Origin of the sequence: Intrasporangium flavum, assembly GCF_001956915.1 — a bacterium.
Lineage (GTDB): Bacteria > Actinomycetota > Actinomycetes > Actinomycetales > Dermatophilaceae > Monashia > Monashia flava.
Genome location: NZ_MLJO01000026.1, coordinates 147,336 through 159,214, shown reverse-complemented (window position 1 = coordinate 159,214; position 11,879 = coordinate 147,336). Strand labels below are relative to the sequence as shown.

Annotated in this window: 12 protein-coding genes; 6 read left to right on the top strand and 6 right to left on the bottom strand. The window is 75.5% G+C overall.

Annotated elements, in window-relative coordinates; all coding sequences use genetic code 11:
* Positions 1–3 precede the first annotated feature (3 nt).
* Positions 4–450: a group II truncated hemoglobin gene (locus tag BIV28_RS18005; protein WP_076263896.1), complete on the bottom strand. Its 447-nt coding sequence runs from the start codon at positions 448–450 to the stop codon at positions 4–6.
* A gap of 88 nt (positions 451–538) precedes the next feature.
* Entirely contained in the window at positions 539–1,741 is a 1,203-nt protein-coding gene (locus BIV28_RS18000) for a glycoside hydrolase family 76 protein (RefSeq protein ID WP_242653121.1), read from the bottom strand.
* Between the two features lie 139 nt (positions 1,742–1,880).
* Here BIV28_RS18000 and BIV28_RS17995 point away from each other — a divergent pair, with 139 nt between their 5' ends.
* Genes BIV28_RS17995 through BIV28_RS17985 form a run of 3 tightly spaced genes read left to right on the top strand, consistent with a single transcriptional unit; the run spans position 1,881 to position 4,593 of the window.
* Positions 1,881–2,276 carry a YciI family protein gene (locus tag BIV28_RS17995; RefSeq protein WP_076263894.1) on the top strand — a complete coding sequence of 132 codons (396 nt, stop codon included), beginning with the start codon at positions 1,881–1,883 and terminating at the stop codon, positions 2,274–2,276.
* On the top strand, positions 2,276–3,643 hold the full coding sequence (locus BIV28_RS17990; protein WP_083707480.1) for an RNA polymerase sigma factor: 1,368 nt from the start codon (positions 2,276–2,278) through the stop codon (positions 3,641–3,643). Before BIV28_RS17995 ends, BIV28_RS17990 begins: the two co-directional genes overlap by 1 nt.
* Complete coding sequence (locus BIV28_RS17985) at positions 3,640–4,593, top strand: alpha/beta fold hydrolase (RefSeq protein WP_242653120.1); 954 nt, start codon at positions 3,640–3,642, stop codon at positions 4,591–4,593. Before BIV28_RS17990 ends, BIV28_RS17985 begins: the two co-directional genes overlap by 4 nt.
* 11 nt (positions 4,594–4,604) lie before the next feature.
* On the opposite strand, the gene BIV28_RS17980 is transcribed toward BIV28_RS17985, so the two are convergent.
* The gene (locus BIV28_RS17980) at positions 4,605–5,609 is read right to left on the bottom strand and encodes a hypothetical protein (RefSeq protein ID WP_076263893.1); all 1,005 of its coding nucleotides are present in this window, start codon (positions 5,607–5,609) and stop codon (positions 4,605–4,607) included.
* Complete coding sequence (locus BIV28_RS17975; RefSeq protein ID WP_076263892.1) at positions 5,606–5,959, bottom strand: hypothetical protein; 354 nt, start codon at positions 5,957–5,959, stop codon at positions 5,606–5,608. The genes BIV28_RS17980 and BIV28_RS17975 overlap by 4 nt, the downstream gene beginning before the upstream one ends.
* Before the next feature lie 77 nt (positions 5,960–6,036).
* On the opposite strand from BIV28_RS17975, the gene BIV28_RS17970 reads away from it, so the two are divergent.
* A complete protein-coding gene (locus BIV28_RS17970; RefSeq protein WP_076263891.1) occupies positions 6,037–6,861 on the top strand; it encodes an SDR family oxidoreductase in 825 nt (274 codons plus the stop codon).
* Between the two features lie 73 nt (positions 6,862–6,934).
* Positions 6,935–8,059 (top strand): SGNH/GDSL hydrolase family protein, encoded by a 1,125-nt coding sequence (locus BIV28_RS17965; protein WP_076263890.1) that lies wholly within the window; start codon positions 6,935–6,937, stop codon positions 8,057–8,059.
* A gap of 98 nt (positions 8,060–8,157) precedes the next feature.
* On the opposite strand, the gene BIV28_RS17960 is transcribed toward BIV28_RS17965, so the two are convergent.
* Both BIV28_RS17960 and BIV28_RS20120 read right to left on the bottom strand, forming a co-directional pair.
* Positions 8,158–8,625, bottom strand: a complete 468-nt coding sequence (locus BIV28_RS17960) for a GNAT family N-acetyltransferase (protein ID WP_076263889.1) — start codon at positions 8,623–8,625, stop codon at positions 8,158–8,160.
* A 25-nt stretch (positions 8,626–8,650) separates the two neighbouring features.
* Positions 8,651–9,736, bottom strand: a complete 1,086-nt coding sequence (locus BIV28_RS20120; RefSeq protein ID WP_207556083.1) for a DUF429 domain-containing protein — start codon at positions 9,734–9,736, stop codon at positions 8,651–8,653.
* Between the two features lie 117 nt (positions 9,737–9,853).
* On the opposite strand from BIV28_RS20120, the gene BIV28_RS17945 reads away from it, so the two are divergent.
* Complete coding sequence (locus BIV28_RS17945) at positions 9,854–11,431, top strand: LCP family protein (protein WP_076263888.1); 1,578 nt, start codon at positions 9,854–9,856, stop codon at positions 11,429–11,431.
* The last annotated feature ends 448 nt before the right edge of the window (positions 11,432–11,879 follow it).

Sequence of the window (11,879 nt, the reverse complement as noted above, 5' to 3'; positions counted from 1 at the left end):
CGGTCAGCGCTCGCGGCCGTCCCACGACCACCGCGGCACGGTCAGCCCGTCCGGGACGTCGTCGGCGGAGTGGTGGTAGCGCGACATGGTCGTCGTCGTGGCCCAGGCGAAGTAGTCGTGCAGCGCCGTGCGGAGCCGGTCGTCGGTGATGCCGACGTCGTCGAGGGCGGTGTCGAAGCAGGCGACGGCGCGCCGGTCCATCTCCTCGTGCGGTCCGTTGCCGCTGTGCAGCCGCACGACGTAGGACTCGTCGCCGTACCGCTCGGAGTAGGCGGGCGGGCCGCCGAGCGCCTCGGTCCAGTAGGCGGCGAGCCGCGGCGTGTGGTCGTCCTTGAAGCCGTGGCTGAAGGCGTGGGCCACGACCTCGTCGGCGAGGACGCGCTCGTGCCACGCGTGCGCGAGCCGCAGCATCCCGTCCTCGCCCCCGGCCGCCTCGTAGAGCGTCTCCATCGGCCCAGCATGCCAGCGGTGCGGGCCCGGGCGGGGCCAGCGGGTCGTCGGTCCTCGTGCGGCCGGGACTCCGGTCCTGTCGGGCCGGTCAGGGGAGGCGTGCCGCGGCCTCGAGGACGGTCCAGGCCTGCAGCTGCGGCGCGAGCTCGAGCGGGTCGGCGGCGGGCAGCGCCGCTGCGGCCGGGCGCGTCGGGTCGAGGGAGAACACCGTGGCGCCTGCGGCGTCGGCGCGCCACCCGGGGCGCCGGCCCACGTGCCGGCCTACATGGCGGCCCGGGTCGCGGCCCTCCCAGAGCGCGTCGGCCGTGCCGCGCACGAGGCGGGAGGCGGTGGCCCGCGCCGACGCGTCGAGCTGGTCGGTGTCGGCGGCGAGGGCGAGGTAGCGGGCCAGGATGCCGGTGAACAGACCCCCGTCGCCCGAGCCGTGGGTCCGGAGCACGCGTCGCCCACCGGACGCGTCGGCCTCCGCGGTGGTGAGGTGGGTGTCGACAGCCGTGACGAGGGCGGCTGCGCGCCCGAGGCTCTCCGGGTCGCCGATCGTCACGAGTGCGCCGAGCACGGTGCCCTGGTTGTAGCTCCACACGTCGGGCACGATCACCTCGGCCCCGTCGCGCAGGCGGATGCCGTCGGCGAACAGGCCCGTGTCGGGCGACCAGAGCCGGTCGTAGGCCCAGTCGAGGATGCGGCGTGCGGCGTCGAGGTCGCCGAGGCGGGCCAGGTGCAGCGCGGCCGGGCCGCTCGCGGGCACGTTCTTGAAGTCGCGCTCGGTGCTCCAGAAGAGGCCGCCACCGGCGTCGTCGGTCAGGGCCGAGCGCAGCTCCGCGGTCAGCGTCCGACGTGCCGAGCGGAGCGTCCGGTGGCCACGACGCCGCTCGAGCAGCCGGTGCAGGCGGCCGAGGCGCCCGGCGGCGAGCGCGAGCCAGGCCATGTCGTCGTAGAAGTCGTTGGTCCACCGGGCCCGGTTGCGCAGCCGGACGGTCGCGAGGACGCGGTCGGCCCGGGCTGCGGTCGCCGACGCGCCGGCGAGGACGCCGGCCCGGAGCCGGCGCAGCCCCGCGTCGACGACGGCGTCGAGGTGGTGGGCCTGCCACCAGTAGTGCCACGGCCCGCGCAGGCCCCCGAGCGAGGCGTCGCGGCGGCCGGTCGGGGCGTGGACCCGGGCGAGGGCCGTGGCCGGCAGGGCCGCCAGCGGCCGCGCGAAGAGCAGGCCCACGGAGCGCTCGGCCTCAGCGGCCCGGGCGGCAGCCACCACCGGATCCGTGGGCAGGCTGGGTGCGGGGGCGTCGGCCACGCCCCGACGCTACCCGCGACGCGCCGCGCCGTACCGGACGGTCGAGGCTGTGCAAGGCTCGCGTGTCGAGAGATCCGTCTCGGCTCCGACGTCCCGGACGAGGCCGGGTGAGTGCCCGGCGGCCGACGAAGGAGGACCCGTGAAGTACCTGCTCATGATCTACAGCAACCCGCGCACGTGGGGGCACCCGATCTTCTTGCGCACCGCCGAGGCGCTCGAGCTCGACGACGCCGGCCGGGCCGGGCTGCTCGCCGACTTCGAGGCACTCCTCACCGAGATCAGCGACAGCGGCGAGCTCGTCGGCGCCCAGGCGCTCGCCGACCCGCTGACGAGCCGCGCGGTGCGGGTCCGCGACGGCGAGCGGGTCGTCACCGACGGGCCGTTCGTCGAGTCCAAGGAGCAGCTGGCCGGCTACTTCGTCGTCGACTGCGCGACGCCGGAGCGGGCCGAGGAGATCGCCGCGCGGTTCCCCGACGCGCGGTTCGCCGCCGTGGAGGTGCGCCCGCTCATGGACGGGTCGGCGCCGGACCTGTGATGCCTGCGCAGCCGACGGACGCGGTCGCCGGGGTCGCCGGGGTCGCCGGGGTCGCCGGGGTCGCCGGGGTCGCCGGGGTCGCCGGGGTCGCCCGCGTGGCCGACGACGTGTGGCGCGCCGCGACGCCGCAGGTGGTCGCCGCCCTGGTGCGCCGCTACGGCGACTTCGACCGCGCCGAGGAGGCGACGCAGGAAGCCCTCCTCGCGGCCTCGGTGCAGTGGCCCCGCGACGGCCTGCCCGACGACCCGAAGGCCTGGCTCGTGCGCGTCGCGTCCCGCCGGCTCGTCGACGCGTGGCGCAGCGACAGCGCTCGCGAGCGGCGCGAGGCCGACGACGCGGCACGGCTGCCCGCGGACGCCCACGTCGCCGCGCCCGCCGACGCGTCGGTCGAGTCGTCGGTCGACGGTGCGCTCGTCGGTGGCGACCCGGCCGTGGGGGCGGCGGGGGAGGACGACACGCTGACGCTCCTGCTCCTGTGCTGCCACCCCGCCCTGACGCCGCCGGCGCAGATCGCCCTGACGCTGCGTGCCGTCGGTGGCCTGACGACGGCCGAGATCGCACGGGCCTTCCTCGTGCCCGAGGCGACGATGGCCCAGCGGATCAGCCGGGCCAAGGCGCGCATCCGCGACGAGGGCGCCCGCTTCGAGACCCCCTCTGCCGCAGACCTGCCCGAGCGCATGGCAGCCGTGCTCCACGTGCTCTACCTCGTCTTCACCGAGGGCCACACCGCCACGAGCGGCGAGCACCTGCACCGGATCGACCTCACCGCCGAGGCGATCCGCCTGGCCCGGGTCGCGCGGCGGCTGTGCCCCGACGACGGGGAGGTGGCCGGCCTGCTCGCGCTCATGCTCCTGACCGAGGCGCGTCGCCCGGCCCGACTCGACGCCGAGGGCCGCCTCGTGCTCCTCGCCGACCAGGACCGCGCGCGCTGGGACCACGACGCCGTCGCCGAGGGTGTCGCGCTGGTCGAGGACGCGCTGACCCGCACCGTCCTCGGGCCCTACCAGGTGCAGGCGGCGATCGCGGCGGTCCACGACGAGGCGCCCACGGCCCAGGACACCGACTGGCCCCAGGTGCTCGCCCTCTACGACGTGCTCGAACGGCTCGCGCCCGGACCCGTCGTGGCGCTCAACCGTGCCGTGGCTCTCGCGATGGTGCAGGGCCCGGCCGCCGGCCTGCGCGTCGTCGACGACCTCGCCACCGACCGACGCCTCGCGCGCCACCACCGCCTGCACGCCGTGCGGGCCCACCTGCTCGAGGCGGCAGGCGACACCGACGCTGCCCGCGACGAGTACGCCCTCGCGTCACGCCTCGCCACGAGCATCCCCGAGCAGGACCACCTCCGACGAAAGGCCGAGTCGCTGTGAGCGATCCCGTTGTCCCCGAGCCGAACCCGTCTCCCGCCCCCGACGCGCCGGGAGACCCCTCCGTGGTGGTCGACGTCCGCGAGCTCGACGTCGCCGGACCGGACGGCGCGGTCCTGCGCGCGTACGACACCGGCGCCCCCGACGGCGTCGCCGAGCCCCTCGTCGTCGTGTGGTTCCACGGCACGCCGAACATCGGGCCGCCGCCCGCTCCGCTCTTCGACGCCGGCCGCCGCCACGGCGTCAGGTGGGTCGGCTACGACCGGCCCGGCTACGGCGGCTCCACGCCGCGCCCGGACCGGTCCGTCGCATCGGCGGCGGGCGACCTGGAGCGGGTGCTCGACCACCTCGGCATCGACACGTTCGCGGCCATGGGCCACTCCGGCGGCGGCCCGCACGCGCTCGCCGCCGCGGCGCTGCTGCCGGACCGGGTCCGCTCGGTCGTCGCGATGTCGCCGGTCGCGCCGTACGGGCCCGTGACCGCCGAGGGTCTCGACTGGTTCGCCGGCCTGGCACCGGCCGGGGAGGCGTCATTGCGCGCCGCGGTGGCCGGCCGCGAGGCCAAGGAGGCCCACGAGGCCGGGCTGGTCGACGGCCCGGAGCAGTCGGCCGAGGACATCGGGTTCCTGCCCGTCGACGAGGTGATGTTCGACGGTCCCTGGCGCTGGCTCGTCTCCGTCGTCAGGCCGGCCCTCGCCGCCGGGGCCGGTCCGGTCGTCGACGACGACCTCGCCTACGTGCGCGACTGGGGCTTCGACCCGGCCGAGGTCACGGCCCCGACGCTCGTCGTGCACGGCGACGCCGACGGGATGGTCCCGGCGTCGCACGGGCGGTGGCTGGCCGGGCGCGTGCCCGGTGCCGAGCTGTGGGTCGAGGAGGGCGGCGGCCACATCTCGGTGCTGTCGAGGGCCGAGGACGCGCTCGACTGGCTGGCCGAGCACGCCGGTGGCTGAGGCCGGTTCGGTCAGTCGCCGGGGTCGTCCTCGTCCCCTGCCGATCCTCGGGTGAGCAGGCTCTCGAGGGCGTGCAGGCCGCTCTGGTCGAGCCCGCGCCACGACACGAACCGGTCGTAGACGTGCTCGTAGGACGCGCAGTCCGCATAGGTCGTGACGGGCCAGACGCCGCGCACCCAGTCGAGCCCGTCGACCGGATCGACACCGTCGGCCAGACGGATCTTGATCATCGTGCTCCAGCGGTCACTGACGTCGAGGACGTCGCGCACGGGCGAGGGGCGCCCCGGCACGAGCGGTCGGAGCGGGCGCCAGGGGTGTTCCTCGGCGTCGGCGCGGGCGTTGCGGTTCTCGTTCTCCATCCGGTCCTTGAGGTGGTCCACGATGAGGTCGGTGCCGATGCGGTACGAGGGCGAGGTGAGCACGAGCTCGCCCGGCTCCGGTCCGGTGCGGATCACCGACCCGAGCAGGTAGCGCTCGTGCGTCCGCCCACCGCGCTCGAACGCGCCGTTCGGGTCGCGGGTGATCGTGCCCGTCGGGGTGGTCGGCAGCCCGGAGCCGCTCGTGCCGACGAGCAGGGCCCGGATCGTGGTGGCCGGGTCGAATGGGGGCAGGTCGCCGCCCCGGTGGAGCGAGCCCTCGATGAGCTCGAGCGGTAGCGGACCGACCTCGCCGCGTTCGCTGGTCAGCGCCAGCTCGCCCGCGGGCGCGAGGCGGACTGCCGTGTAGCGTGGCTCGGCGGGCTCGTCGTGGCTGATCGACCCGAGGTTGCCGTACCCGTCGAGCAGCGGCACGTGCCGGACCCACGGCCGGGTGAGGTCGCACAGCAACGGGTAGGCGTACCGCGGCCCGACGCCCGTGGCGGCCTCGAGGCGCGCCAGCACCTCCGCGGTCGGCACGTGGGCGTCGCCGGCCCCGCCGCCGGCGTCCTCGACCGCACGCAGCACGGCGAGCTCGAAGGCGGTCAGGCCGCTCGCCGACGGTCGCGGCGGCCCGGCCGGCCGCTCCCGGTTGCTCACGCGTCCTCCACCGGCAGGTCCGTCGACGCGTCGCCGACGTCGAGACGGACGTCGCGCGCGGGCGGCGGCTCGGCGACGAACACGTCGACCGGTCCCCACGAGGTGTCGACGCGCGTCGGGCTGCCGCGCCCGAGCCGGACCGCCTCGACGGGCGCCCCGATGGCGCCGAGCGCGCCGGCGAGCAGCGGCAGGTCGGACGCGTCGACGACGACGTCGAGGTCACCGGGCGATCCCCGGCCGGTCGTGAGCCGCCGGGCCGTGCTGCCGACGACGACGAAGCGGGCGCCGTGCCGGGCCAGCAGCGTCGCGAGCGTCGCGGGTCGGCCGCGCAGGTCGGTCGTGTCCGTCACAGGGCTCACCCTAGGCAGCGGCGCCGACGGATGCCGGGCTTGCGTTCGAGCGCGCTCGAATGCCTAGCGTCGAGGACATGACGAAGACATGGTTCATCACCGGCACGTCACGCGGGTTCGGGCGCGAGTGGGCCCTCGCCGCCCTCGAGCGCGGTGACAGCGTCGCCGCCACCGCCCGCGACACCTCGACCCTCGAGGACCTCGTCGCCGCCCACGGCGACCGCGTCCTGCCCATCGCCCTCGACGTCACCGACCGCGACGCCGCGTTCGCCGCCGTCGCCCGGGCCCACGAGCACTTCGGCCGACTCGACGTCGTCGTCAACAACGCGGGCTACGGCCACTTCGGCTTCGTCGAGGAGCTGAGCGAGCAGGACGTCCGCGACCAGCTGGAGACGAACTTCTTCGGCGCCCTGTGGGTGACCCAGGCCGCGCTGCCGTTCCTGCGCGAGCAGGGCTCGGGCCACATCGTCCAGGTCAGCTCGATCGGCGGCATCTCGGCGTTCCCGCTCGTCGGCGCCTACCACGCGTCGAAGTGGGCGCTGGAGGGCCTGAGCCAGTCGCTCGCGCAGGAGGTGGCCGGGTTCGGCATCCACGTGACGCTCGTCGAGCCGGGCGGGTTCGCCACCGACTGGGCCGGGTCCTCGGCCCGCCACTCCGAGCCGCTGCCCGCCTACGACGCCTTCCGCGAGGAGACGATGAAGGCCCGCGCCGCCCGCAACACGTCCGGCCCCGGCGACCCGACGGCGTCCGCTGCCGCGATCCTGCAGGTCGTCGACGCCGAGGAGCCGCCGCTGCGCGTGTTCTTCGGAGGCGCCCCGCTCTCGATCGCCAAGGCCGACTACGCCCGGCGCCTCGAGACGTGGGAGGCGTGGGACCACGTGGCGCAGCTCGCCCAGGGCTGACCTGCCGGGGCGTGACGTCGGTGGCCCCGGCGTCGTTGAGCACGCGAGACCGTCACCGGACGAAGGAGTCCACGTGCACCGCTCCACCCGCAGGCCCCTGCCCGCCCGCGTCGCCGCCGCGGCGACCGCCCTCGCCGCCGGCACCTGCCTGACCGCGGCCCCGGCAGCCACCTCGGCCCCGTCGAGCGCGCGGCCCGGCGCCACGTCGAGTGCCCGCCCGCACGTCGTCCAGCTCGGCGACTCGTACTCGGCCGGCAACGGCACGGGCACCTACGAGGAGCGCACGTGCTACCGCTCGCCGGACAACTACGGCTCGCAGGTCGCGGCGACGCTCGGCGCGAGCTACACCGACGCGGCCTGCAGCGGCGGCGTCGTCGCCGACATCCTCGAGCCGCGCGACCTCGGCGACCCGTCGACCCAGGCGGCGACCTACACCATCGACCCGGCCACCTACCCCGACCAGCAGGCCGAGTGGCTGCGTCGCGCCCAGGTCGCGCGGCTGTGCGGCGTCCCGGCCCAGCCCGACTTCGCCTACCGCTACACGTTCGTCGCCGGAGCCGGGGTCGGCAGCCTCTACACCGGCACGGTGCAGTGCCAGCTGTACGCGCGGCCCCAGATCGACGCCGTCACCACCGACACCGACTACGTGTTCCTCACCGTCGGCGGCAACGACATCGGGTTCTCGACGATCGTCACCGACTGCCTCGTGGCCCGCGAGCCGTCCCGGTGCAAGGCCGACCTCGACGCCGCCCGCGCCAAGGCCCCGACCATGGTCGAGCGCACCAAGGACGCCCTCCGGGCCGTCGAGGCCAGGTCCGGCGGCCGCGCCGAGGTCTACCTGCTCAGCTACCCGTTCCTCATCAACCGCGAGAGCTACGGCATCCCCGAGGTCGCCCCGACCTACGACGCCGGCGCCGCCCTCAACGACCTGCAGCGGGTCGGTGACACCCTCCAGGCGCAGGGGATCGCCGAGCTCAACGCCGAACCCGGTGCCGACCGCTACCACTTCGTCGACAAGGTCAAGCAGGCGTGGGGCGGCCGCGCCCACGGCCTCGACCCGCGCATCGTGGCCGACCAGTCGAACGCCTGGCTCGTCCCCGTCGGGACGCCGGGCCGCGACGTCGCCGAGTTCGTCCACCCGACGCAGCCGGGCTGGGACGCCACGTCCTCGGCGCTGCGCGCCGCCGTCACGGGCTGACCGCCGGCGCAGGTCCGGCGCACGGTCCGGCCCACCCGACGCGTCGTCCCCACCACCGGACGCGTCGGGCGGGTCGGCGCGCGACGTGCCGGTGCGGCTCAGAGCTCGCGGGTCATGAAGGTGCTGTGCGGGTCGAGGCGGTAGCCGCCGAACGGCTCGCACTCGGCGAACCCGTGCGCGGCGTAGAGGGCGCGGGCCGGGGCGAAGAAGTCGGCGGACCCGGTCTCGAGGCTGAGGCGCGTGAGGCCGAGCCGCCGGGCCTCGGCGAGCACCTCGGCGAGCACGGCCCGCGCGACGCCCCGGCGCTGCGCCTGCGGCGTCGTGCGCATCGACTTCACCTCGCCGTGGTGCTCGTCGAGCAGGGCGAGCGCGCCGCAGCCCAGCACGGTGCCGTCGGTGTCGCGGGCCACCCAGAAGAAGACGCCGGGCGCGCGCAGGCCGTCGAGGTCGAGCGCGTGCGAGCTCTCGGGCGGGGAGATCGTCCGCAGCTCGGCGACGTGCCCGTCGAGGAGCGCGACGACGGCCGGGTCGGTGAGGTCGTCGCGCGCGACGGTGAAGCCGGTCATGCGCGCATTGTGTCGCGGGGGCTGGTCAGCGCCAGATGGCGGCCTCGATGCCGTCTGAGAAGACCTCGGGCGGGTCGGGCAAAGAGGTCGCGAGCCCCGAGGCGTACCGCGCCGCAGTCCACGCCACGGCGCACGCGTCGATGACGTCGTCGGCGGCGTAGCCCGAGCCGGTGAGCACCGACGGCCGGGCGATGCCGGCGGCGGCCAGAGCGGCCAGGCGCAGGTCGCGGCCCTCGTCGGTCTTCTTGCCGGGCACGATCGGTGCCCCGGTCATCGTCGCGAAGCACACTTCCGGATGCACCTCGAGCACGCGGACCGTCGGTCGGGTGCGCAGCCAGGCGTCGACGTCGAGGATCTTGTCGCGCAGGGCGAAGGCCTGGGCGCCGACCCCCTGGCCGACGAGCTCGCGGTTGACGGCGTCGGCCTCCACCCGTGTGGGAGCGGCGTAGGCGGGCCGGGTCAGCGTTGTGAAGACCGACGACGCCTTGCCGCGAATCGCCTGTCGTGCCAGGGCATCCGCCTGCCGCAGGGTCGAGTCGGGCAGCCCGATCGGGATGTCGATGCCGACGACGGTGAGCCCGAGCGACTCGCGCACCAGCTCGACGAGTCCGGCGATCGTCGGCGCCACGACGACCCTCGGACGCGGCGCCCCCGGCTCGAGCACGGCCCCGACCCACCCGGCCCGGCACGCGTCGACGCCGAGCACCGGCACGGTCACCTCGACCGGTGGCGGCACGGCCGGCCCGCCCGATGCCCCCGCGACGCCGAGCGGCGGCGCCTTGGCGCTCGAGCCGCGTGAGGTCTCCACCGGGTACCGCTCGGCGTTGCGCCGTGCCTTCGAGGCGAGCGCCGCCTCGAGGTCGAGGTCGAGCACGTCGACGAGCCGCAGCAGGTAGGTCATGACGTCGGCCACCTCGTCGGCGACCTCGCCGGCGCGTTCGCCGGACATGACGGCGCGCGACTCCTCCGGCGTCATCCACTGGAACACCTCGACGAGCTCGGCCACCTCGACCGACAGCGCCATGGCGATGTTCTTCGGGTCGTGGAAGCGGCCCCACTCGCGCTCGTCGGCGAAGGCCCGGATGCGGTCGCGCCACGCGTCGGTGTCCATGGCCCCACCCAACCATCCCGACCGTGCCGGGCCGCCGCGTCGGTCCCGGATCCGCGAGCAGCCCGAGTGCACAATGGCCCGGGTCGTCCGCACGGGGTGGGCGGAGGAGGAGCCGCCATGCCGATCGAGCCCGACGACGCCGGGTCGCGCACCCGCGGAGAGCAGAGGGTGGACCGACGCTCGGGGTTCCGCCGCGCGGTCGGCCTGACGCTGCTCGGCGCGGTCGTGCCGGGGGCCGGGCTGACCCAGACCCGCAGCCGCGTGCTGGGGTGGGTGCTGCTCGGGCTCACGCTGTTCCTGGCGGCCGTCGCCGCGTTCGCGGTGCTGTCGATGGGGCCGACGCGGGCCGCGCTCGGACTCGTCGCCCGACCCGGGCTGCTGCTCGCGCTCGCGGTGGCCGTCGCGGCCGTCGGGGCCGCGTGGTGCGGGTCGGTCGTCCTGACGGCCGTGCGCGCCAGGCCGGCCTCCCTCGACCGCGGACGCACGCGGGTGCTCGCGGCCGTCGCCACGCTGCTCGTGCTCGTCGTGGCGGCGGGCTCGTTCACGACCGCCCGGTACGTGCTCATCACCCGCGACACCGTGACCGACGTCTTCGCCGCGCCCGTGACGCGTCCGCCCGGTGCCGGCGTCGTCGTCGACGAGGGGGAGGACCCGTGGGCCACCCAGAAGCGGGTCAACCTGCTGCTCCTCGGGTCCGATGCCGCGTCGAACCGCGAGGGCACGCGCACCGACTCGATGATCGTCGCGAGCATCGACACCGCGTCCGGCCGAACGACGCTCATCTCGATGCCGCGCAACCTGCTCAACGCGCCACTCGCGTCGAACAGCCCTCTGCTGCAGCGCTACCCGTCCGGGCACTTCGGCCAGCCCGACAGCACGTGCGCCCAGAACCGCCCGGGGGTGCACGGCCAGTGCATGCTCACGAACCTCTGGATGGAGGCCACGGCGTGGGCGGCGGCCCACCCCGGCGCCTACCCCGCCGGTGAGGAGCCCGGCCGGCTCGAGCTGCGCGGCGCCGTCGAGCAGGTCACCGGCCTCGACATCGACCAGGTCGTCGTCATCGACCTGCGCGGCTTCAAGCAGCTGATCGACGCCATGGGCGGCGTCGTCGTCAACGTCAAGAACGCCGCCACCGGCGACCCCCTGCCCATCGGCGGCCACGTCGTCGCCGGCCGGATCGTCGACGTCAAGGACCACTTCGAGCCGGGCCGCCAGCGGCTCGACGGGTTCAAGGCGCTCTGGTACGCCCGCAGTCGCGCCGCCGACAGCGACACCTACCGCCAGGCGCGCCAGCGGTGCGTCGTGCGGGCCATCGTCGAGCAGGTCGACCCCGCGAAGATGCTCGGCCGGTACCCGGAGCTGGCCCGCATCGCCAAGGACAACATCTACACCGACATCGCGGCGCAGGACCTCCCCGCCTTCGTCGAGCTCGTCGGCCGGGTCCAGGGCTCGACGATCAACAGCGTCACCCTCAACAGCACCGACGGCGTCTACCCGGGCGAGCCCGACTACGACCACGTCCGCGCGCTCGTGCGCACGGGCATCGCGCTCCCGAAGCCGGCCCGGACGCCGACTCCGACGTCCACGTCCGGCCCTGCTGACACCGGCGCGTCGACGCCGTCCGAGCCCACCACGACGACGAGGACGCCGACGGCGACGCCGAGCCCGACGACGACGCCGTACTCGCAGTGCTGACGCCCGGCCCGCGACGCTGTCCGCCGACTGAGCCCGACCGCCGGCTGGGCACGCCCTCCGCACTTCCTGTGGACCCGTCCTGAACTGCTGCTTCCCGGCTGCCTTCCCGTCGAGAATGGAGGTCGCCCACCCGCTGCAGGGAGGAAGAGCATGGCCGTCGACCACGACGGGACGCCGACCTCCGGCGTCGCGTCCGACTCGGCGCCCGCCGGCGGGTCCGCGCGCTCCCGCAGGCCGGGGCTCGCCCGCGCTCTCGGCCTGACCATCCTCGGCACGGTGCTGCCCGGTGCCGGCCTGACTCGCACGCGGCGCAGGGCGATCGGCTGGGGGGTGCTCGCCGTGGCGCTCGCGAGCGGTGGTGCGCTGGCCTGGGCCGTGGTCGACCTCGGCCCCACGAGAGCGGTGCTCGACGTCGTGTCCCGTCCGACCCTGCTGCTCGTGGCCGTCG